The sequence below is a fragment of the Pseudomonas sp. GW101-3H06 genome, assembly GCF_059424605.1.
Genome location: NZ_JBWKZO010000001.1, coordinates 5,133,467 through 5,155,213, shown reverse-complemented (window position 1 = coordinate 5,155,213; position 21,747 = coordinate 5,133,467). Strand labels below are relative to the sequence as shown.

The window sequence follows — 21,747 nt, the reverse complement described above, 5'->3', positions numbered from 1 at the left end:
GTCCCGAACATGAGCCTCCACCTGATCATCGGCGACAAACTGCTTTCCTCCTGGTCCCTGCGTGGCGCCCTGGCTCTCGATCTGGCCGGCGCTACCTACACCGAAGAACTGATCAAACTGAATCAGCCGGACACCCGTGAGCGTCTGCTCAAGCACTCGCCGACCGGCAAAGTTCCGTTGTTGAAGACCGAACATGGCACCATCGCCGACTCCCTGGCGATTGCCGAGTACCTGGCCGAACAGTTCCCCGAAGCGAGCTTGTGGCCTGAAGACATCGCCGCCCGTGCCCAGGCGCGTTCGGCGTGCGCGCAGATGCACAGCGGCTTTTTCGCCATGCGCGGCAACATGCCATTCGATCTGAGCCATGACGCGTCGCTGTCGCCAACCCCGGCCGACGTCCAGGCCGATATCGAGCGTATGTCGGCGCTGTGGGCCGAATGCCGAGCCGCCGCCACCGAAACCGGTCCGTATCTGTTCGGTCGTGCAACGTTGGCAGACGCGTTCTTCGCCCCCATCGCCGTGCGCCTGCGCACCTACCGGGTCAAACTGTCGGCAGCCGACGAAGCCTATGTTGAAACCCTCTACCAATGGCCAGCCTTCAAGGCTTGGCAGAAGGCCGGACTGGAGGAGATCGAGCGGTGAAACGAGTACACGTAGCGGCTGCCGTTATCCGTGACGGCAGCGGCAAAATCCTCATTGCCCGTCGTGCCGACACTCAGCACCAGGGCGGCCTCTGGGAGTTTCCCGGTGGCAAGGTGGAGGCCGATGAGTCGGTCGAAACCGCACTGGCCCGTGAACTGCACGAAGAGCTGGGTATCGTTGTCAGCGCGGCGCGCCCGCTGATCAAGGTCCGCCACGATTACCCGGACAAGCAGGTGTTGCTGGATGTCTGGGAAGTCTCGGCGTTTACCGGAGAGCCTCACGGCGCCGAAGGTCAGCCGTTGGCCTGGGTCACGGCGCGTGAATTGTCGGGTTACGAGTTCCCCGAGGCCAACCGTCCAATCGTCGCCGCGGCTCGGTTGCCCGAACAGTACCTGATCACCCCGGAGGACCTGGAAACCCCGGCCTTGTTGTGGGGGATTCAGAAAGCAATCGCGGGCGGTATCAGGTTGATCCAGCTACGCGCGCCGAATGGTTACGACCCCAAGTACCGTGATCTGGCAGTGGATGCGGTCGGACTGTGCGCCGGCAAGGCGCAGCTGATGATCAAGGGACCGTTCGAGTGGCTGGGGGATTTTCCGTCCGCCGGCTGGCACATCACCTCGGCACAATTGCGCAAGTACGCGGCTGCCGGTCGGCCATTGCCCGCATCGCGCTGGTTGGCCGCGTCTTGTCATAACGCCGAAGAACTGGCGCTGGCCGAAGAGATGGGCGTGGACTTCGTGACGTTGTCGCCGGTGCAGCCAACCCTGACGCATCCTGGCGCTCAGCCGCTGGGCTGGGAACAGGCCTCGACCTTGATCGCGGGCTTCAGCAAACCGGTGTTTTTGCTCGGGGGCGTAGGCCCGGCAGAGGTTCAGAAAGCCTGGGCGGCGGGTGCCCAGGGTGTGGCGGGGATTCGGGCGCTTTGGCCTGAGGTTTGATTCTACGGTGATGCGTCAGGCACTCATCGCGGGCTTGCCCGCGATGAGTGCCTGACAGGTGCCGACTAAACCTGCGGCTTCGCAGCAGGTTGCCACAAAATCTCCGCCACCCCCTGCCTCCTGGCGATCAACCTCGCCGCCACAAACAACAAATCCGAAAGCCGATTGATATACGCCAACCCCACCCCGGCCAGCGGCTCCAGCGCATTCAGGTGCTGACACCGGCGCTCGGCGCTGCGTGCCAGGCTGCGGCAAACGTGAGCCTGAGCAATCAGCTGCGAACCGCCCGGCAAAATGAAGTTCTCCAGTGGCCCCAGTTCTTCATTCCACACATCGATCGCCGCTTCCAGACGTTCGATTTCTGCGGCGTTCAATGCCTGATATTCCGGCATTGCCAGTTCGCCGCCAAGGTCAAACAACCGGTGCTGACAGGGCGCCAATACCTCGATCACTTCCTTCAGCCCCGGAAACCGGGTGCTCTCCGCCGTCAACCCTGCCAACAACACCCCCACCTGACTGTTCAGTGTATCGACTTCACCAATGGCCTCGATCCGCGGGTGATCCTTGGGCACACGGCGTCCATCGCCCAGTCCGGTTTCGCCTTTGTCGCCGGTGCGGGTGTAAATCTTCGACAAGCGAAAGCCCATGGGTTACCTCGATAGCTGATTGAATTCTTGAGAGACAAGCGGGGTACCCGCCAGGGGCAGGCGCAAGGTGAAGCAGGTGCCTTGGCCCAGGGTCGATTGCACCTCCATCTGTCCTTTGTGGTTATTGGTGATGATGAAATACGAAACCGACAGACCCAGGCCGGTGCCCTGGCCAATTTCCTTGGTGGTGAAGAAGGGTTCGAAGGTACGTTTGCGCACGTTTTCACTCATGCCGATACCGTTGTCCTCTACCTGGATTTCTGCCCAGGGCGGATTGAGCCGGGTGCGCAGTATGATCCGTCCCGGCTCGCGGTCGTCTTCACGCTGGTGAATGGCCTGGGCGGCGTTTTTCAGCAGGTTGAGCAGCACTTGTTCCAGTTCGTTGGCCGTGCCGGGCACCGGACCCAGTGCCGGGTCGAACTGGCGAATGATGGCCTGGCCCTTGAAGTCGAAACCGATGGCCAGGTCGAAGTCGTTACCGGCGATTTCCACCGCTTGATCGATCAGCGCCGGCAGGTCGCACGGGGCCATTTGCCGGGTGCTGCGGCGACTGAAGCTGAGCATGTGGGTGACGATTTTCGCCGCGCGGGCACCGGCCTGTTGAATGCCATCGAGCAGCTGCGGCACTTCCCGCGCTTGCAGGTATTCGTTGACCGTCGACAGCTCGACGCCAACCTGTTCGGCCTGTTCGAGGTTCTTCGGCAATTCGGGAGACAGCCGGCGGCGGATGTTCTGCACGTTGTGCAGGATGGCGCCCAGCGGGTTGTTGATCTCGTGGGCCATGCCGGCAGCGAGACCGCCGACGGAAAGCATTTTCTCCGACTGCACCATCATTTCTTCCAGTGACAAGCGCTGGGTAATGTCGTCGATGCGGATCACCACGCCACGCCCGGCACCGCCCATCAATGGATAAAAGGTCAAGGCGTAATGCCGTGGCTCATCGTCCTTGACCCAGGTGACGCGTTCGATCTTGGCCACCGTGTGTTGTTCGACGGTTTGCTTGAGCTGCGGAAGAAAGGGCTTGAGCGGCTCGAAGGCAAGGAAGATCGGCTGGTTCAGGGCTTCGTCCAGGCGGGTGCCGGAGAGGGCGCTGGCTTCCTGGTTCCACTGCGTCACGTAGAGCTGTTCATCGAGGGCGATCAGCGCCGATGGCATGGAGTCGATGATGCTGTTGAGGTAGTTCTGGAATCCGGTGAGTTTCTTCTCGATCTTGCTGCGCACCTGGACTTCGAGTTCCAGTTTGCGATTGGTGTGCCGGGTTTCTTCGGCCAGGCCCTGAGCCTGGTCATAGGCCGCCTGTGAGTCGTCCCGCGCCCGTTTCAATTGCTGTTCCCGCGCCTCGATGCGCGAAAGCATGGTGTTGAAGGCTTCGGCGAGGCTGCCGATTTCATCGTGGTTGCCCCGAGAGGCACGCAGGGCGTAGTTCTCTTCCCGGGTCACTTGCCGTGACAGCTCTTCGAGTTGATGGATAGGGCGGGTAATCAGGCGTTTGATCTGCCGCGCGATCACCAGCCACAGCAGAACACTGAAGATCAGAATGCCGAGGCTGGCGGTCAGGGTTCCGGTATAGAACGCCATCGGCAGTTCGCTGCTGGCCACCAACAGCAAATGCCCGGGGGCGGTGCCGGGCCGGGGCAGGGTGATCACCTGATTGCTGCGAAATTCGGTCGCCTGCCAGGATTCAATGTGCCGATAACGCTCCGGCAGCTTTAGGTGATCGCCATGTTGCAGTTGCGCCAGGCGTTCGCCCTTGCCGTCATACAGGGCGGCGGCACGCAGCGGTGAATAGCTGTTGAGTTCATCGAGCAGGCGTTGTGCGCTTTGTGGCGATGCCAGCGCTTCGGAGATCAGGCTCGGATTGGACACCAGCCGGCCAATGGTTTGCAGGGCCTGGGGTGCCATGCTTTCCTGGGAAATGTAATACGCGGCGCTGATAAAGGTCAGGTTGGCGACCAGCAGGACAGTGGTCAACAGCACCAACAGGGCGGCCAGGAGTTTCTGGCCGACAGGAAGGTTTTCAAGGCGCTGGCGCAATGGCATCAGTTTTATCGCTGCAAAGGAACAAGTGGCCAGCGTAGCCGCTGCTCAGTCGCTGGGCAATCCAAGGCTGTGCAGGCGAGCGATCAACCTTGACTCGAGCTGATTGAGGTGCGGCAGGTTCAATCGGTGCCGGGACGCAACTTTGCAGGCATGACCGAGCAGGTAGCTGATTTCGGTGCGGCGCCGGTTGCTGACGTCCTGGTACATCGACGAGTAGTTGGCGGCGGTGGCATGGATGACCCGTTCGACTTCCAGTTGCAGGTTCTCGGCAGCGGCAGGCTGGCCGCAACGTTCAAGCAGTTCGGTCAGTTCGCCGCAAAGGGTGGCGACTTCACAGTGATGCTGCTGCAAACCGCCATTGCGGCAATCGTGCAGCACCGTCAGTGGGTTGATCGCACAGTTAAGCGCCAGTTTGCGCCACAGCCGGGTCAGAATTTCGGTACTCCATTCATGGGGAATACCGGCAGCGTCCAGGTCGTCGAGCCAGATCGGAGCGACGGGATGACCGGCGTCCCCCAGCCAGGTGAAGCCATGGCCGGCGAAGACCACGCGCCAGTCGCCATCGCGGAAGGCGCCCTCGGTGCTGGAGGCATAGATGCAGCGCGCCTGCGGAACTTGCGCTGCGACGGCATCCTGACTGCCCAAACCGTTCTGCAACAGAATCAGTTCGGCGCCGGGCGTCAGGCGTGGCGCCAATTGGGCAACGGCGTGTTGAGCGTCGTAGGCTTTGCAGGCAACCAGCAGACGCTGGATGGGGGCCTCGTTGTCGGGTGTTTCGGCGGGCACCGGGTAGCATTGTGCCTCGCCGTGCTCGACCAGTGTCAGCCCACCCGCCGCCTCGTAGGCCTGCAGGCGCGTGGCATCGCGCAGGATCAACCGTACCGGCACCCCGGCCCGGGCCAGGCGCGCGGCCCACAACGTGCCGAGGCTGCCGGCGCCCAGGACATGCCAGGTGGTGGCCATCAGCTTTTTGCTCTGTTTGACGCGTGCATGGACGGCTCGCAGTGAATGATGGGAAAGACCCGTTATAATCAGCGCGGATTTTTACCGCAAGCCAGGCGTGCTTTATTGGTGCGCCTTTTATTTGGAGAGATTACATGCCGTCGTTCGACGTGGTATCCGAACTGGACAAACACGAAGTCACCAACGCGGTCGAGAACGCCGTCAAGGAACTCGATCGTCGCTATGACCTGAAAGGCAAAGGCAGCTTCGAGTTCAAGGAAAAGGACCTGACCGTCAACCTGACAGCTGAAGCGGACTTCCAGCTCGAAGCGATGATCGAGATCCTCAAGCTCTGCCTGGTCAAGCGCAAGATCGATGTGCAGTGCCTTGAGGTCAAGGACGCTTTTGCTTCGGGCAAACTGATGAAGCAGGAAGCCGTGCTCAAGGAAGGCATCGACAAGGAGCTGGCGAAGAAGATCGTCGCTCACGTCAAAGACGCCAAGCTCAAGGTTCAGGCGGCCATTCAGGGCGAGCAGGTGCGCATCACCGGCAAGAAGCGTGACGACCTGCAGGAAGCCATTGCGGTGCTGCGCGCCAAGGAATTTGGCATGCCGCTGCAGTTCAACAACTTCCGCGACTGACGCGCAGAGCGGGAACTGTGGGAGCGAGCCTGCTCGCGAAAACGGTGTGTCATTCAACAGTGATGTCGACTGATATGCCCTCTTCGCGAGCAGGCTCGCTCCCACCTGGATTGTGTTCAATCCGGCAGGACCTTTCTGCCGCTTAATTTTTTCGCGTGCCGGATCGCCGCAAATCAGGAGAATGTAGATGGATTTGAATGCTGAAGTAGATAACCTGGTCAAGGTATCCCAAACCTGGATCCCGATGATCATGGAATACGGCAGCCGTGTGTTGCTGGCGATCATAACCCTTGCCATCGGCTGGTGGCTGATCAACAAGGTCACACAAAAGCTGGGCGGCCTGATCGCCCTGCGTAACGCCGACCTGGCGCTGCAAGGTTTCATCAGCAGCCTGGCGAACATCATTCTGAAGATTTTGCTGGTTGTCAGCGTGGCGTCGATGATCGGCGTGGAAACCACCTCGTTCGTGGCGGCCATCGGTGCGGCGGGTCTGGCCATCGGCCTGGCCTTGCAGGGCAGCCTGGCGAATTTCGCTGGCGGCGTGTTGATTCTGCTGTTCCGTCCTTTCCGTATCGGTGACTGGATCGAAGCCCAGGGGGTTGCCGGTACGGTCGACAGTATCCAGATTTTCCACACCGTACTGCGCACTGGCGATAACAAAACCATCATCGTGCCAAACGGTAACCTGTCGAACGGCATCATCACCAACACCAACCGTCAGCCGACCCGCAAAGTGGTTTTTGATGTGGGTGTCGACTACGAGGCGGATCTGCAAAAGGCCCGTCACGTATTGCTGGACCTGGCCAAGGATCCACGTGTTCTGGCCGACCCTGAGCCGCAGGCCGTCATTTCGACGCTGGGTGACAGCTCGATCACTGTTTCCTTGCGTGTCTGGGTTAAAACAGCGGATTACTGGGATGTGTTGTTCATGTTTAACGAACAGTCCCGTGATCGATTGAAAACTGCCGGTATCGACATTCCCTTTCCACAGCGGGTTATTCGTGTGGTTCAGGAAGCATCGGTACAGTAACCCTGGTCTTATTAGTTACTGCATGAACCCGAGGGATTAATAGTCTCTCGGGTTTTTTTGTGACTATTGATCGGTTCATTGAAAAAAGTACTAATGTTATGCGCGGAAGTTGTTTGCCGGTGTGTTCGGTATGTGGCAGGCATAAAAAACGCCCACCTGAAGAGGTGAGCGTTTTTTGATCTACAGCACTTCCGGCCTTACATCCTGATTACAGGATGCTCAGCGGGTACTCGATGATCAGACGGGTATCGTAGACGTCAGGCGAGTAACCGCTGTACGCGCCGTTCGAGCGATAGTTGGCGAAACGTGCACGGAAGGACAGATCTTTAGCCGGGCCTTCCTGAACGACGTACTTGGACTCGATGTTCCACTCGTTTTCCTTACCTTCACCCAGACCGTTGGTCTTGATGTTGTCACCCATTACGTAACGGGTCATGAAGCTCAGACCAGGTACGCCGTAGGTCGCCATGTTCAGGTCGTAGCGAGCTTGGTAGGATTTTTCCTCGCGGCCCACGAAGTCGGAGATCTGAATGGAGTTGGATACGAAGATGGTGCTGTTGCCGTCAACGCCGTAGTAGTAAGCGTTGTCGCCGCTCGACTGCTGGTAAGCCAGGGTGAACTTGTGCGCGCCCAGGCTATAGGCTGCTGCCAGGGACCACAGGTTGTTGTCCACGCCCAGGGTGCCGTCGCCGATGGCGTCAACCAGGTCGCCACGCTTGTCGCCCTTGGTTTTGTAACCGTTCAGATCGAAGTTCAAAGACTGGTCGTCGTTGATCGGCACGGTCAGGTTCAGGTTGACGTAGTACTTCTTGAAGTACTCTTCAGCATCCGATGCGGCGATGGCGCCGGTGAAGTTGTCGGTGAAGGCGTAGCTGGCACCGAAGATGTTGATGCCGTCGCTCAGGCCTTTGCCGTGGTTGCCGTCTTCATCAGTCAGGCCGCCGATGCTGTCACGGGCCATACCGGTTTGTTTGCTCAGGGCGGTGAAGCGACCGGCGCTCACTTCCAGGCCTTTGATTTCCTTGGAGGTCAGCAAGGTACCGGTAGCAACTTCTGGCAGCAGACGGCTGTCGTCGGTAGCGAACACCGGGCTGGCTACGAATTGCTGCCCGTACTTCAGGACTGTGTCGGAAAGACGCAGTTTGACTGCACCGCCAACCTTGCCCTGGGATTTTTCCGGATCACCTTCGCTGTCGTTAGCGAACAGGCCGTTACCACGCTTGCCCGAACCACCGTCCAGTTTGACCGAACCCATTGCCATGGCGTCCAGACCGAAACCAACAGTACCTTGAGTGAAGCCCGACTCGTAAGTGAGCAACTGGCTCAGACCGGAGTCCTGACGATAGCCGGCGGTGCCGCTGGATGGGTTGCTGACACCGTTTTTATAGTCGCGGTTCATGTACTCAAAACGGGTTTTCAGTTTCAGGCTCTGGTCACCGAAGAAACCTTTGGACTCGTCCTGGGAAGACGCTACTGCGAACTGCGAGGTACCAGCTGCAACAGCCAGTGCGATCATGCTCCACTTCATCACGCGCATCGTGATTTGCTCCTTTGGTTTTTAGAAGAGTACTGCCGCTCCACCTGTTTTATTATCTGGGCGGCTCTTTCTTTTTGTGTCGGCGCAAACTTATATCACGCCGACAATGTTGGCGATACTTGCGCATCTAACCTTTCAGCATCTTTACGACCCTGTCGCAAACAGCTTGCTAGATGTCGCAAATTTACAGCCTCGATGCAACCGGACTGACAACTTTAGTGCTGTTTCTCTGGGTCGGTGCATCGGTAAAAAGAGTCCCTGGTGAAACGAGTGAATCTCCATCGGGCTACCCTGCCACTGTTTTATTTAGTCTCAAGGCTTCCACTTCCAGCGGTGCCTTATAGACGATGTGGGTGTGAATGCAACAAGCGTGCACAAATCGGAGAACTGCCGATATTTTTTTCTCAAGCGCTGCCTGATGCCGTAAAAACCTCATAAAACCGGGGGGTTCATCCTGTAGGTGATTGGGCTTGACGCCATTCTTTGCATCGTGTTGACCATGCTGTTACCGCCCCGTGACAATCGAAAACGTTACCGGTTCACCCCGCCAGTGAGTAAAAGGCGGATGTTAGAACGACTCAGCGTAGACGCGCTGTGCGGTTTTGGTGCAAAAAATCTCAATCGCTGTGCTGAATTCATACAGTTCAGCGTTTTTCGGCGTTTGAACGAATCGTTATCTGTCAGTCATTTCAACGTTTTTGCAGTCGGCGCTGGTTCCTTATTGGTGCGTTTTGGCGTCAGGTGTTACATCCGGGGGCGGTTTGAGTGGTGACCTGCTGGTTCGTCGTGAAGACGGCTGCGTTCGCAGGTATGCTGCCGTCCAGTCGCTTGGTGCGCGTTCTCTCGAGATGGGCGCTAAGCTGAAAATGATGACCCGGCGGGAGTGCGCAAAGTGTTCGCTTTAGATCCACGACTTCAACAAGACACCTTACCGATCGGTGATTTCCCGCTGTGTCGGTTGCTGCTGTCCAATGACTCGAATTATCCCTGGTTCATCCTGGTACCTCGGCGCGACGATATCAGTGAGATATTTCAGTTGGATGTCGCCGATCAGCAGCAGCTATGGCGGGAAACCACGGCATTGGCAGAAACGCTCAAGGATTCATTCGACGCGGACAAGTTGAATGTCGCGGCCCTGGGTAATGTGGTCAGTCAGTTGCATATGCATGTGATCGTGCGCAAGCGGGAGGACGCCGCCTGGCCGGCTCCGGTCTGGGGCAAGCACCCCGCAAAACCGTACAGTGCCGAACAGGTCGCCGCGATTCGCGAGCGGTTGCGTCTGGTGTTGACCGATGATTTCACGTTTCTGGAGGGTTGAATCATGAGCCTGGAAGAACGCGTTACCGATCTGGAAAGCCAGTTGGCGTTTCAGGATGACACCATCCAGGCATTGAATGATGTGCTGGCGGCGCAGCAGCGAGCCGTTGAACGCCTGCAGTTGCAAATGGCTGCGTTGCTCAAGCGCCAGGAAGAAATGGCTGGCCAGTTCGAGTCTTTCGAGGAAGAAGCACCGCCGCCGCATTATTGAAATGCAGGCATTAAAAAACCGCGAGCAGCCAGGCTGTTCGCGGTTTTTTCATGGCTTCGAATCAGCGTCGCGGCAGGGCGGCGATCACATCTTCGGCTTGCAGGCCTTTGTCACGATTCATGACGGAGAACTCCACACGCTGGCCTTCGACCAGAACGCGGTGACCTTCGCCGCGAATGGCCCGGAAGTGCACGAAAATATCGTCGCCGGAGTCGCGAGAAATAAAGCCGAAGCCTTTGGAGGTGTTGAACCACTTGACGGTGCCGGTATCGCGGTTGCTCATGTCATAGCTTGGCGCAGCGGCAGCCGGTGACGATTTGTAGAAGCTGATGGCCAGGTGCAGAACTACGGCAACCAGGGCTGCAACCAGGCTGAACAGAACGGCAGGTTGGCCGGCAATGACGGGCATTGGCGCAAGCAGTGTCAGAGTTTGCACGACGACAGCCAGAACCAGCAGTGCGCTGACCAGGTTTTGCAGTTGATGGCGCGGGCCTTTGTTCCAGTTGGGGATGACTGGAGCGAGGGTGAGGTTAAGCAGGCCGAACAAGGCCAGGTACAGCGCATCGGGTTGTTGCAGGTAAGGTACGGCTTCGGTTCGCAGGCTAGGGATGAAGGACAACAGCAAGGCTGCTGCGCCCATTAGCAGGTGGACGATTTTCAACATTTTGATTAACTCACGTTCAGACGGATCACAAGGAAGAGCTGACGAGGCACGGTTCGCTTCAGAACAATAAGAGGCGTTGAGCACGTACCTGTTTATCAGCCTATGCGCAGCGCCCGGAAAATAAGGGCGCCAGCGACACACCGCCTATTTAACAGCAAAGCTTGTGGCTACTCAAATCAAGGAGTCCAGCGGTGCATCGGGGGCGATTTGTCGCGGGTCGAGATGGCGTCCGGGGCTGCAGCGTGACAGCAGGCTTGCTAGAGTGGTCCTGCACCTGTCGGATGAAATCCATCACCTCTAGGGGAAAAGCATGGCAATCGATATCGGTATCAGTGAAGTGGACCGCAAATCCATCGTCGACGGACTTTCGCGCCTGCTATCGGACACTTACGTCCTTTATTTGAAGACCCATAACTTCCATTGGAACGTCACCGGTCCCATGTTTCGGACCCTGCACTTGATGTTTGAGGAGCAATACAACGAATTGGCCCTGGCGGTCGATTCGATTGCCGAGCGAATTCGCGCGCTCGGATTCCCCGCTCCCGGTGCCTATTCTGTTTATGCGCGCCTGTCCTCAATAAAAGAGGAAGAGGGCGTCCCGGCTGCCGAAGACATGATCAGGCAATTGGTAGAGGGGCAGGAGGCTGTGACGCGTACGGCTCGCGGAATTTTCCCTCTGCTCGAAAAAGTCAGTGACGAGCCGACGGCTGACCTGCTGACCCAGCGTATGCAAGTTCACGAAAAAACCGCATGGATGCTGCGAGCACTGCTGGACCAGTAAAAAAACTGGCGCGTGAATAACGCCTTATGAGGTGCTATTCGCGCGTTGCCTATGCTTGAGCGAAAAACACCTGTCTATTGAGTGAAATTTCGCCAGATAGAGCAGGAAAAGCTCGGGCGTAGGACGCTCTCCATGATCTGCCTTCAGTTGTTGGCTTCTCCTACGCGGATGGTCAAAAAGTCATCTGGATATAACTTTGCCCTCGCGGTTCTATAAGCGGACAGGCTCTTATGGAAACCAGGGATGGCAAAGGAGTGTCAACGCAATGGTTGATGAAGACAGGCGCAAGGAAGGATCGGTCTGCTCAAGGACATCAGGATTGATCCGTTTGTCAGTGAATTCGATATGGGGCTTGCCCAGCCGTTGTCCCGCTCGGTGCGGTTGAATGGCTTTGCCACCTGCTTGAGGCTTGAGCAGGTTTACTGGGATATCCTGGCTGAAATGGCCAAGATCAATTGCTGCTCGGTCAGTGCATTGTTGTCTTACGTGGATCGCGAAGTGCATTTGCGTCATGGCGGAGTGAGGAATTTCACCGGGCTGGTGCGGGTTGTCTGTGTTGTACATAGCTTGAAGGAAGGAGGTTGTGTGGCCGTTGCTCCGTCTGCACATTGAAAGGCTGCGTGTCGATCCGTGCAGTCTTACGGCTGCACAGGCTGCATTTAATGGATATAATCCCGCTCTTTGCCGCAAAACCCAGCGTGCGCGGTAGCAATCTGATCGCCGAGACAACCCCCATGCCGATGTACGATTACCAATGTGCTTCCTGTGGTCATCAGTTGGAAGCCATTCAAAAGATCAGCGATGCACCGCTGGTCGACTGCCCTGCGTGCCAGGCACCAGAGCTCAAGAAGATGCTGTCCATGCCGGGTTTTCGCCTCAGTGGTACCGGCTGGTACGAGACCGATTTCAAGACTGGTTCCAAGAAGAATCTGGCCGGCGGCGACAAAGCTGACTAGGGCCATGTTCTGAACCGAGTGCTCTGAACGAACCAAACACGTGAGCGCTTGCCATGTCGGTCAACCGACGTACGCAAGGTCTCCAACCGAATGTCGAATTACGAGAAGTGAAACCACGACCATGATGCGCAGCCATTATTGCGGCCAACTGAACGAAAGCCTGGAAGGCCAGGAAATTACCCTTTGCGGATGGGTCCATCGTCGCCGTGACCACGGTGGGGTGATTTTCCTCGATATCCGTGATCGTGATGGTCTGGCCCAGGTGGTGTTCGACCCGGACCGCGCTGAAACCTTCGCCGTCGCCGATCGTGTGCGCAGCGAATACGTGGTCAAGGTCACCGGCAAGGTGCGCCTGCGTCCGGCCGGTGCCACCAACGCCAACATGGCGTCGGGCATGATCGAAGTGCTGGGCTACGAACTGGAAGTGCTGAACGAAGCGGAAACCCCGCCGTTCCCGCTCAACGATTACTCGGACGTCGGCGAAGAAACCCGCCTGCGTTATCGCTTCCTGGACCTGCGTCGCCCGGAAATGGCCGAGAAGCTGCGTCTGCGTTCGCGCATGACCACCAGCATCCGTCGCTATCTGGACGAGAACGGTTTCCTCGACGTCGAGACGCCGATCCTGACCCGTGCTACTCCGGAAGGTGCTCGCGACTATCTGGTGCCAAGCCGTACCCACGCCGGTTCGTTCTTTGCCTTGCCGCAATCGCCACAGCTGTTCAAGCAGCTGCTGATGGTGGCCGGTTTCGATCGTTACTACCAGATCGCCAAGTGCTTCCGCGATGAAGACCTGCGTGCCGACCGCCAGCCGGAATTCACCCAGATCGACATCGAAACCAGCTTCCTCAATGAAGAAGACATCATCGGTCTGACCGAAGGCATGATCCGCAACCTGTTCAAGGAAGTGCTGGGTCTGGAATTCGGCGAGTTCCCGCACATGACCTTCGAGGAAGCCATGCGTCGTTACGGTTCGGACAAGCCGGACCTGCGTAACCCGCTGGAACTGGTTGACGTTGCCGACCAGCTCAAGGACGTTGAATTCAAAGTGTTCAGCGGTCCGGCCAACGACCCGAAAAGCCGCGTTGCCGCACTGCGCGTGCCGGGCGGGGCGAGCATGCCGCGCAGCAAGATCGACGATTACACCAAGTTCGTCGGCATCTACGGTGCCAAGGGCCTGGCATACATCAAGGTCAACGAGCGCGCCAAAGGTGTCGAAGGCCTGCAATCGCCAATCGTCAAGAACATCCCTGAAGCAGCCCTGAACGTGATCCTCGATCGCGTGGGTGCGGTCGACGGCGACATCGTGTTCTTCGGTGCCGACAAAGCCAAGATCGTCAGCGAAGCCTTGGGCGCGCTGCGGATCAAGGTCGGTCACGACTTCAACCTGTTGACCTGCGAGTGGGCACCGATGTGGGTGGTCGACTTCCCGATGTTCGAAGAGAACGACGACGGCAGCTTCACCGCCTTGCACCACCCGTTCACCGCACCGAAGTGCACGCCGCAAGAGCTGGAAGCCAACCCGGCTACCGCATTGTCCCGTGCCTATGACATGGTATTGAACGGTACCGAGCTGGGTGGCGGTTCGATCCGTATCCACCGTAAAGAGATGCAGCAGACAGTATTCCGTCTGCTGGGTATCGACGAAGCGGAACAGGAAGAGAAATTCGGCTTCCTGCTCGATGCACTGAAATACGGTGCGCCACCGCACGGTGGTCTGGCCTTCGGCCTGGACCGTCTGGTGATGCTGATGACCGGCGCCCAGTCGATCCGTGAAGTGATCGCCTTCCCGAAAACCCAGAGCGCGGCGGACGTCATGACTCAGGCACCGGGGCAGGTGGATGCCAAGGCATTGCGCGAACTGCACATTCGTCTGCGTGAAACGCCTAAGGCCGAGTAAGGCTGACCTGAAGGGCGCATCTTCGGATGCGCCTTTTGTTTTTTGACAGGGTCGATATTTTTGTTTGCCGGCCGGTGCTATCCAGCGTGGCGGGCGATGTTTCAAAGAAAATTCGGAGCGAGTTATGGCAGGTCATTCCAAGTGGGCGAACATCAAGCACCGCAAAGAACGTCAGGATGCCAAGAGAGGCAAGATCTTCACCAAGTGGATTCGTGAGCTGACCGTCGCTGCCCGTCAGGGCGGTGGCGATCCTGGCTCCAACCCGCGTTTGCGCCTGGCCCTGGACAAGGCGCTTGGTGCCAACATGAGCCGCGACATCATTGATCGTGCTATCGCCCGTGGTACCGGCGCTGCCGATACGGACGACGTGGTCGAGCTGACCTACGAAGGTTATGGCCCTGGCGGCGTGGCGGTGATGGTCGAGTGCATGACCGACAACCGCAATCGCACCGCAGCGGCAGTGCGCCATGCGTTCAGCAAGTGCGGTGGCAACCTCGGTACCGACGGTTCGGTTGCGTATCTGTTCGAGCGCAAGGGGCAGATTTCCTTCGCGCCCGGCGTCGATGAAGATGCGTTGATGGAGGCGGCCATGGAAGCCGATGCCGATGATGTGGTGACCAACGAAGACGGGTCCATCGACGTATTCACTTCGTTTGCCGGGTTCTACTCCGTGCGTAATGCACTGGAAGCGGCGGGTTTCAAGGGTAATGACGCGGAAATCGTCATGCTGCCGACCACCAGCGCCGAGCTGGATCTGGAAGGCGCGGAAAAAGTCCTCAAGCTGATCGACATGCTCGAAGACCTGGATGACGTGCAGAACGTCTATTCCAACGCGGATATTCCGGAGTCGGTGGCTGCACAGCTCGGTTAAGGGCGACCAGGATCCATTGTGGGAGCGGGCTTGTTCGCGAATGCGGGTTTTCAGGCAACATAGTTGCTGAATGTGAAACCGTATTCGCGAGCAAGCCCGCTCCCACATTGGCTATTCGCATTATTGGATAGACTGCTTTTACTTTACTTGCAGGCGTTATGACTTTAATTCTTGGTATCGACCCCGGTTCGCGCATTACCGGTTATGGCGTGGTACGCGATACCGGACGTGGCTGCGAGTACGTGGCCTCTGGTTGCATCCGCACCGGGGCTGGCGAACTGCATGAGCGCCTGCAGATCGTCTATCGCGGGGTGCGGGAGATCATTCAGACCTACCGTCCAGTGACCATGGGCATCGAAAAGGTGTTCATGGCGCGCAACGCCGATTCCGCCCTGAAACTGGGGCAAGCCCGTGGTGCTGCTATTGTGGCGGGCGCGGAGGAAAGCCTGGAGATTGCCGAGTACACCGCGACCCAGGTCAAGCAGGCAGTGGTTGGCACCGGTGCCGCCAACAAGGAACAGGTGCAAATGATGGTCATGCACATGCTGAAGCTGACCAGCAAACCGCAAATCGATGCGTCGGACGCCCTGGCCATTGCCATTTGCCATGCTCACACCCGTTCCAGTCTGTTGCCCCATGGCCTGGGTGCGGCACGCAGTCGTGGCGGGCGCCTGCGTCTCTGATAGCATCAGCAGTCAATTTTAGGGAATGAGGTGTTTGCGCCTGGGTTGTCGGCGCGAATTTCTGATTCTGTCAGTCGCTGGCTTCGTGCTGGCCAACGCTCAAGGATCTGTAACGTGATTGGACGCTTGCGCGGCACACTGGCTGAGAAACAGCCGCCGCATCTGATTCTGGATGTAAACGGCCTGGGTTATGAGCTTGAAGTGCCCATGACCACGCTTTATCGCTTGCCGTCGGTCGGTGAGCCGCTGACGTTGCACACCCATTTGGTCGTACGCGAAGACGCGCAGTTACTCTATGGCTTCGTCGGCAAGCGCGAGCGAGACTTTTTTCGCGAGTTGATCCGTCTCAATGGCGTGGGTCCGAAACTGGCCCTGGCCCTGATGTCGAGCCTGGAAGTCGACGAGTTGGTCCGTTGCGTGCAGTCCCAGGATACCTCGGCGCTGACCAAGGTGCCGGGCGTGGGCAAGAAAACCGCCGAGCGCCTGCTGGTGGAGCTCAAGGATCGCTTCAAGGCCTGGGAGACCGTGCCGAGCATGTTCGCCCTGGTGCCGAACCAGCCGGACGGGCCTGCACCGATCAATACCGCCGAGAATGACGCGGTCAGCGCGCTGATCTCCCTGGGCTACAAGCCGCAGGAAGCCAGCAAGGCGATTTCCGCGATCAAGGAGAAAGGCTTGAGCAGTGAAGACATGATTCGTCGTGCCCTGAAGGGAATGATCTAAGTGATTGAAGCTGATCGTCTGATCGCCGCCACGGGAGGTCCCCGTGACCGCGAGGAAGTCCAGGACCGGGCGATTCGTCCCGTCAGTCTGGCCGAATACATTGGCCAGCCGACCGTTCGCGAGCAAATGGAGTTGTTCATCCAGGCCGCCCGAGGGCGCAACGAATCCTTGGACCACACCTTGATTTTTGGTCCTCCGGGATTGGGTAAAACCACACTGGCCAACATCATTGCCCAGGAAATGGGGGTCTCGATCAAAAGCACCTCGGGGCCGGTCCTTGAGCGTCCGGGTGACCTGGCGGCGTTGCTCACCAATCTCGAACCGCACGATGTGCTGTTTATCGACGAAATCCATCGCCTGTCGCCGATCGTCGAAGAGGTGCTGTACCCGGCCATGGAAGATTTCCAGCTCGACATCATGATTGGCGAAGGCCCGGCCGCGCGTTCGATCAAGCTCGACTTGCCGCCGTTCACCTTGGTCGGCGCGACGACGCGGGCGGGGATGTTGACCAACCCGTTGCGTGACCGTTTCGGGATCGTCCAGCGGCTGGAGTTTTACAGCAACGCCGATCTGTCGACGATTGTCAGTCGTTCGGCGAGCATTCTTGGTTTGCCGCTGGACCCGGACGGCGCCTTCGAAATCGCCCGGCGTGCCCGCGGCACGCCGCGGATCGCCAACCGCTTGCTGCGCCGGGTGCGGGACTTCGCAGAAGTTCGTGCCAAGGGCCATATCACCAAGCCGATTGCCGACCTGGCCCTGAACCTGCTGGACGTCGATGAGCGTGGCTTCGATCACCAGGATCGACGTCTGTTGCTGACCATGATCGAGAAGTTCGATGGCGGGCCGGTCGGGGTCGACAGTCTCGCCGCGGCTATCAGTGAAGAGCGCCACACCATTGAAGACGTACTGGAACCCTACCTGATTCAGCAGGGCTATATCATGCGCACCCCGCGGGGCCGGGTGGTGACGCGGCATGCGTACCTGCACTTCGGATTAAACATTCCGTCACGATTGGGCGAGATGCCCGTGGTAGACGAGTTCCTCGATGCCGTGGACGATTAATTAACTTTTGCGGGCTGAATTTTCGGGCATTGTGCTGTCCTAGGACCGTACTTTCTCCAGAAAGCCGCAGAACATTGAAAAACAGTTGCCTGGCCGGATTGGCAACCCGAGGAGTAAGCACTAGAGTATGCGCGCGCAAAACGGGCTTGAGCCTTTCGCACATCGTTGTCGCGTTTATTACGAGGACACCGATGCGGGCGGCATCGTGTATTACGTCAATTACCTCAAGTTTATGGAACGGGCTCGAACCGAGCGGCTACGAGAGCTGGGCTTTGCCCAATCGCAGCTGGCAGGGGAGGACCTGTTGTTCGTCGTGCATTCCAGCGAAGCGCGCTATCACGCGCCGGCGCGACTGGATGATGAACTGCTGGTAAGCGCTGAAGTAATCGAATTGAACCGTGCCAGCTTGCGCTTCAAGCAGCAGGTCAGGCGGGCCACGGATAATGCACTGCTCTGTGAAGGGCAGTTTCTGGTGGCCTGTGTGCGCACTGAAAGTTTAAAACCCCGGGCCATTCCCGAAGCTCTACGAGCGGCCTTTGCCGACGTGAGCGGCGCGGGTACACACTCAAAGCAGGAGATAAAGCGTGGAAGCTAACGTCGTCGACCATTCCTCCATGTGGAGCCTGGTCAGCAATGCCAGTATCGTGGTGCAACTGGTAATGCTGACCCTGGTAGCCGCATCGGTGACCTCATGGATCATGATCTTTCAGCGCAGCAACCTGCTGCGCGCCGGTCGACGCGCCCTGGAGAGCTTCGAAGAGCGCTTCTGGTCGGGCATCGACCTGTCCAAACTCTACCGTCAGGCGGGCAGCAACCCGGATCCGGATTCGGGGGTCGAGCAGATCTTCCGTGCTGGTTTCAAGGAATTCTCCCGTCTGCGCCAGCAGCCAGGCGTTGACCCGGAGGCGGTCATGGAGGGTGTGGCTCGTGCCATGCGCGTTGCCATTTCCCGTGAAGAAGAAAAGCTCGAGCAGAGCCTGCCGTTCCTGGCTACCGTCGGCTCTGTCAGCCCTTACATCGGTCTGTTCGGTACTGTCTGGGGCATCATGAACTCCTTCCGTGGCCTGGCAACTGCGCAGCAAGCAACCCTGGCCACCGTGGCGCCAGGTATCGCCGAAGCCCTGATCGCCACGGCGATCGGTCTGTTCGCCGCCATCCCGGCCGTTATTGCCTACAACCGCTTCTCTGCTCGCAGCGAAACCCTGCTGAGCCGTTACTACACCTTCGCCGATGAATTCCAGGCGATCCTGCACCGCAAAGTGCACACCAGCGAAGAATAAGCAGGTAATTTCCAATGGCTTTAATCGCTCGAGCTCGACACAAGCGCAAGCCGGTCGCCGAGATGAACGTGGTGCCTTACATCGACGTGATGTTGGTGCTGCTGGTCATCTTCATGGTGACCGCGCCGATGCTCAACCAGGGCGTGAAAGTTGATCTGCCGAAGGTTTCCAGCGAAGCCTTGCCGCAGGACAACAACACCCAGGTCCTGACTATTTCGATCAAGGCTGACAAGACCTATTACTGGAACCTTGGCAGCGAAGTCGACACAGAGAAGCAACAAGATCGCGCCATGACCCTCCCGCAGATGACTGACGCGGTGACCAAGATCATTCGCGTCGGCAACGAAGGCGGCAAGCGTACCCAGGTCTTCATTCGTGGCGACAAGAGCGTCGACTACGGGGCCGTCATGGGTGCCATGGGTGGGTTGCAGAAAGCCGGGGTCGGTAATGTTGGCTTGATTACCGAGGCGCCCTGATGCAGCAACAGCGAGAGCCGTCCGCCTCGGAAAGCTACTTCTGGCCTAGTGTCTGGGCGATTGGCTTGCACGTGCTGGTGTTCGGCATGCTGTTCGTCAGTTTTGCCTTCACACCGGAGCTGCCGCCGGCCAAGCCGATTGTTCAGGCAACCCTGTACCAGCTGAAATCGAAAAGTCAGGCAACCACCCAGACCAATCAGAAGATTGCGGGTGAGGCGAAGAAATCCGCCGCGCGCCAGACCGAAGAAGAGCAGCTGGAACAGAAGAAGGTCGAGCAGGAAGCCGTGAAGGCTGCGGAACAAAAGAAAGAAGAAGCGGCTCAAAAGGCCGAGGAAGCCAAGAAGGCCGACGAGTCCAAGAAAGCGGAAGAGGCGAAAAAGGCTGATGAAGCCAAGAAAGCCGATGACGCGAAAAAGGCCGCCGAAGCCAAGAAGGCAGAAGAGAAACAATTGGCTGATATAGCCAAGAAGAAAGCGGAAGAAGAAGCCAAGAAGGCTGCTGAAGAAGAGGCCAAGAAAGCGGCCGCTGAAGAAGCGAAGAAAAAGATCGTCGAAGACGCGAAGAAGAAAGCCGCGGAAGACGCCAAGAAGAAAGCTGAAGCTGAAGAGGCGAAGAAGAAAGTCGCCGAAGAGGCGAAGAAGAAAGCTGCTGCCGATGCTGCGAAGAAGAAAGCGCAGGATGCGGCACGTAAATCCGCTGAAGATAAAAAGGCTCAGGCCTTGGCAGATTTGCTTTCAGACACGCCGCAGCGTCAACAGGCCTTGGCGGATGAGCAGGGCGACGAAGTCGCCGGCAATTTCGATGACCTGATTCGAGTGCGAGCAGCGGAAGGCTGGGCTCGTCCACCTTCGGCCCGCAAAGGCATGACGGTCCAGTTGCAAATCGGCATGTTGCCGGACGGTACGGTGACTTCGGTCAGCGTGCTCAAGTCCAGTGGCGACGGTCCGTTTGACGCGTCGGCTGTAGCGGCAGTGAAAAATATTGGACGTTTGACAGAAATGCAGGGAATGAAGCCGAGTGATTTCGCTCCGTATCGTTCATTCAAGATGACATTCACACCTGAGGATCTATCCCCGTGAGAAACCTCCTTCGAGGAATGCTGGTCGTGATCTGCTGCATGGCAGGGATCGCGATGGCAGATGAGAAAAACATTCTGGTCACCAGCGGCAGTGACCGGGCGACCCCGATCGCAGTCGTACCGTTCGGCTTCCAGGGCGGCAGCGTGCTGCCGGACGACATGGCCGAAATCATCGGTAACGACCTGCGCAACTCGGGTTACTACTCGCCGATTCCAAAACAGAACATGATCAGCCAGCCAAGCCAGGCCAGCGAAATCATCTTCCGTGACTTCAAGGCGCTGGGTGCCCAGTACGTCATGGTTGGCAGCATTGTTCCGGCGGGCGGTCGCCTGCAGGTGCAATACGCACTGTTCAACGTCGCTACCGAGCAGCAAGTGCTGACTGGCAGCGTGTCGGGCGGCGTTGATCAACTGCGCGACATGTCGCACTACATCTCCGACCAGTCGTTCGAAAAACTCACCGGTATCAAAGGTGCGTTCTCGACTCGCCTGCTGTACGTGACGGCCGAGCGTTTCTCCGAGAAGAACACTCGCTACACGCTGCAACGTTCGGACTATGACGGTGCCCGTGCCGTGACCCTTTTGCAGTCTCGCGAGCCGATCCTGTCGCCGCGTTTCGCTCCGGATGGCAAGCGCATCGCCTACGTCTCGTTCGAGCAGAAGCGTCCGCGCATTTTCATGCAGAACATCGACACCGGTCGCCGTGAGCAGATCACCAACTTCGAAGGTCTGAACGGTGCGCCAGCCTGGTCGCCGGATGGCAATCGCCTGGCATTCGTCTTGTCCAAAGATGGCAACCCGGACATCTATGTGATGAACCTGGGGTCGCGTCAGATCAGTCGCGTCACCAACGGCCAGGGCATCAACACCGAACCGTTCTGGGGCAAGGATGGTTCGACCATCTACTTCACCTCCGACCGTGGCGGCAAACCGCAGATCTACAAAACCAGCGTGGGTGGTGGCGGTGCCGAGCGTGTGACTTTCGTCGGTAACTACAACGCCAACCCTAAACTGTCGGCTGACGAAAAGACCCTCGTGATGATTCACCGCCAGGACGGTTTCACCAATTTCAAGGTGGCGGCTCAGGATTTGCAGCGCGGTAGTGTAAAGATCCTCACTGATAGCACTCTGGACGAGTCGCCTACTGTTGCGCCCAACGGCACCATGGTAATCTACGCCACCCGCCAGCAGGGCCGGGGAGTCTTGATGCTCGTGTCCATCAATGGACGCGTAAGGCTCCCGCTTCCTACCGCACAAGGCGAAGTCAGAGAACCTTCCTGGTCCCCTTACCTGAACTGACGCGGCGCTTTACGTTTTACTTAACACAC

General features: G+C 58.2%; 24 protein-coding genes. 19 read left to right on the top strand and 5 right to left on the bottom strand.

The window, feature by feature from the left end:
• Window positions 1-9 precede the first annotated feature (9 nt).
• Together AC07ZE_RS23630 and AC07ZE_RS23625 are read left to right on the top strand one after the other, a co-directional pair.
• Window positions 10-642, top strand: a complete 633-nt coding sequence (locus AC07ZE_RS23630; RefSeq protein WP_207266856.1) for a glutathione S-transferase family protein — start codon at window positions 10-12, stop codon at window positions 640-642.
• On the top strand, window positions 639-1,583 hold the full coding sequence (locus AC07ZE_RS23625; protein WP_207266855.1) for a Nudix family hydrolase: 945 nt from the start codon (window positions 639-641) through the stop codon (window positions 1,581-1,583). Before AC07ZE_RS23630 ends, AC07ZE_RS23625 begins: the two co-directional genes overlap by 4 nt.
• Before the next feature lie 65 nt (window positions 1,584-1,648).
• Here the strand turns inward: AC07ZE_RS23625 and AC07ZE_RS23620 are convergent, their stop codons facing one another.
• The 3 genes from AC07ZE_RS23620 to AC07ZE_RS23610 are packed head-to-tail and all read right to left on the bottom strand — an operon-like array spanning window position 1,649 to window position 5,233.
• Window positions 1,649-2,230: a cob(I)yrinic acid a,c-diamide adenosyltransferase gene (locus AC07ZE_RS23620; protein ID WP_207266854.1), complete on the bottom strand. Its 582-nt coding sequence runs from the start codon at window positions 2,228-2,230 to the stop codon at window positions 1,649-1,651.
• A 3-nt stretch (window positions 2,231-2,233) separates the two neighbouring features.
• The gene (locus AC07ZE_RS23615) at window positions 2,234-4,270 is read right to left on the bottom strand and encodes a sensor histidine kinase (RefSeq protein WP_207266853.1); all 2,037 of its coding nucleotides are present in this window, start codon (window positions 4,268-4,270) and stop codon (window positions 2,234-2,236) included.
• Window positions 4,271-4,315: 45 nt separating this feature from the next.
• The gene (locus tag AC07ZE_RS23610) at window positions 4,316-5,233 is read right to left on the bottom strand and encodes a putative 2-dehydropantoate 2-reductase (protein ID WP_207266851.1); all 918 of its coding nucleotides are present in this window, start codon (window positions 5,231-5,233) and stop codon (window positions 4,316-4,318) included.
• A 134-nt stretch (window positions 5,234-5,367) separates the two neighbouring features.
• On the opposite strand from AC07ZE_RS23610, the gene AC07ZE_RS23605 reads away from it, so the two are divergent.
• Complete coding sequence (locus AC07ZE_RS23605; protein ID WP_095193161.1) at window positions 5,368-5,853, top strand: YajQ family cyclic di-GMP-binding protein; 486 nt, start codon at window positions 5,368-5,370, stop codon at window positions 5,851-5,853.
• A gap of 187 nt (window positions 5,854-6,040) precedes the next feature.
• Window positions 6,041-6,883 carry a mechanosensitive ion channel family protein gene (locus AC07ZE_RS23600; protein ID WP_207266850.1) on the top strand — a complete coding sequence of 281 codons (843 nt, stop codon included), beginning with the start codon at window positions 6,041-6,043 and terminating at the stop codon, window positions 6,881-6,883.
• A gap of 208 nt (window positions 6,884-7,091) precedes the next feature.
• On the opposite strand, the gene AC07ZE_RS23595 is transcribed toward AC07ZE_RS23600, so the two are convergent.
• Complete coding sequence (locus AC07ZE_RS23595; RefSeq protein ID WP_207266846.1) at window positions 7,092-8,420, bottom strand: OprD family porin; 1,329 nt, start codon at window positions 8,418-8,420, stop codon at window positions 7,092-7,094.
• Between the two features lie 892 nt (window positions 8,421-9,312).
• Here AC07ZE_RS23595 and AC07ZE_RS23590 point away from each other — a divergent pair.
• Together AC07ZE_RS23590 and AC07ZE_RS23585 are read left to right on the top strand one after the other, a co-directional pair.
• Entirely contained in the window at window positions 9,313-9,738 is a 426-nt protein-coding gene (locus AC07ZE_RS23590) for an HIT family protein (RefSeq protein WP_207266844.1), read from the top strand.
• Window positions 9,739-9,741: 3 nt separating this feature from the next.
• Window positions 9,742-9,948 carry a SlyX family protein gene (locus tag AC07ZE_RS23585; RefSeq protein WP_137803948.1) on the top strand — a complete coding sequence of 69 codons (207 nt, stop codon included), beginning with the start codon at window positions 9,742-9,744 and terminating at the stop codon, window positions 9,946-9,948.
• A gap of 61 nt (window positions 9,949-10,009) precedes the next feature.
• Here the strand turns inward: AC07ZE_RS23585 and AC07ZE_RS23580 are convergent, their stop codons facing one another.
• The gene (locus AC07ZE_RS23580; RefSeq protein WP_095193166.1) at window positions 10,010-10,612 is read right to left on the bottom strand and encodes a cold-shock protein; all 603 of its coding nucleotides are present in this window, start codon (window positions 10,610-10,612) and stop codon (window positions 10,010-10,012) included.
• 310 nt (window positions 10,613-10,922) lie between these two features.
• Between AC07ZE_RS23580 and AC07ZE_RS23575 the strand changes: the two genes are divergently transcribed.
• The 13 genes from AC07ZE_RS23575 to tolB all read left to right on the top strand — a co-directional run bounded on the left by AC07ZE_RS23575 (window position 10,923) and on the right by tolB (window position 21,718).
• On the top strand, window positions 10,923-11,393 hold the full coding sequence (locus AC07ZE_RS23575) for a Dps family protein (RefSeq protein ID WP_207266842.1): 471 nt from the start codon (window positions 10,923-10,925) through the stop codon (window positions 11,391-11,393).
• A gap of 294 nt (window positions 11,394-11,687) precedes the next feature.
• Complete coding sequence (locus tag AC07ZE_RS23570) at window positions 11,688-12,005, top strand: ribbon-helix-helix domain-containing protein (protein WP_207267878.1); 318 nt, start codon at window positions 11,688-11,690, stop codon at window positions 12,003-12,005.
• 122 nt (window positions 12,006-12,127) lie between these two features.
• Window positions 12,128-12,349: an FmdB family zinc ribbon protein gene (locus AC07ZE_RS23565; protein WP_007977333.1), complete on the top strand. Its 222-nt coding sequence runs from the start codon at window positions 12,128-12,130 to the stop codon at window positions 12,347-12,349.
• A 121-nt stretch (window positions 12,350-12,470) separates the two neighbouring features.
• Window positions 12,471-14,246, top strand: coding sequence for an aspartate--tRNA ligase (aspS, locus tag AC07ZE_RS23560; RefSeq protein WP_095193169.1), 1,776 nt, complete (start codon window positions 12,471-12,473; stop codon window positions 14,244-14,246).
• Window positions 14,247-14,370: 124 nt separating this feature from the next.
• Window positions 14,371-15,117, top strand: a complete 747-nt coding sequence (locus AC07ZE_RS23555) for a YebC/PmpR family DNA-binding transcriptional regulator (RefSeq protein ID WP_095193170.1) — start codon at window positions 14,371-14,373, stop codon at window positions 15,115-15,117.
• 158 nt (window positions 15,118-15,275) lie between these two features.
• Window positions 15,276-15,800: a crossover junction endodeoxyribonuclease RuvC gene (ruvC, locus tag AC07ZE_RS23550; protein WP_207266841.1), complete on the top strand. Its 525-nt coding sequence runs from the start codon at window positions 15,276-15,278 to the stop codon at window positions 15,798-15,800.
• 114 nt (window positions 15,801-15,914) lie between these two features.
• Window positions 15,915-16,523: a Holliday junction branch migration protein RuvA gene (gene ruvA, locus AC07ZE_RS23545; RefSeq protein ID WP_207266840.1), complete on the top strand. Its 609-nt coding sequence runs from the start codon at window positions 15,915-15,917 to the stop codon at window positions 16,521-16,523.
• Entirely contained in the window at window positions 16,524-17,585 is a 1,062-nt protein-coding gene (gene ruvB, locus AC07ZE_RS23540; protein WP_207266839.1) for a Holliday junction branch migration DNA helicase RuvB, read from the top strand.
• A gap of 127 nt (window positions 17,586-17,712) precedes the next feature.
• Window positions 17,713-18,180, top strand: coding sequence for a tol-pal system-associated acyl-CoA thioesterase (gene ybgC, locus AC07ZE_RS23535; protein ID WP_095193174.1), 468 nt, complete (start codon window positions 17,713-17,715; stop codon window positions 18,178-18,180).
• Window positions 18,170-18,865, top strand: coding sequence for a protein TolQ (tolQ, locus tag AC07ZE_RS23530; RefSeq protein ID WP_095193175.1), 696 nt, complete (start codon window positions 18,170-18,172; stop codon window positions 18,863-18,865). The genes ybgC and tolQ overlap by 11 nt, the downstream gene beginning before the upstream one ends.
• A 23-nt stretch (window positions 18,866-18,888) precedes the next feature.
• Window positions 18,889-19,341: a protein TolR gene (tolR, locus tag AC07ZE_RS23525; protein WP_170948638.1), complete on the top strand. Its 453-nt coding sequence runs from the start codon at window positions 18,889-18,891 to the stop codon at window positions 19,339-19,341.
• The gene (gene tolA / locus AC07ZE_RS23520; RefSeq protein ID WP_137803953.1) at window positions 19,341-20,420 is read left to right on the top strand and encodes a cell envelope integrity protein TolA; all 1,080 of its coding nucleotides are present in this window, start codon (window positions 19,341-19,343) and stop codon (window positions 20,418-20,420) included. Before tolR ends, tolA begins: the two co-directional genes overlap by 1 nt.
• Before the next feature lie 17 nt (window positions 20,421-20,437).
• Window positions 20,438-21,718: a Tol-Pal system beta propeller repeat protein TolB gene (gene tolB / locus AC07ZE_RS23515; protein WP_171017048.1), complete on the top strand. Its 1,281-nt coding sequence runs from the start codon at window positions 20,438-20,440 to the stop codon at window positions 21,716-21,718.
• The last annotated feature ends 29 nt before the right edge of the window (window positions 21,719-21,747 follow it).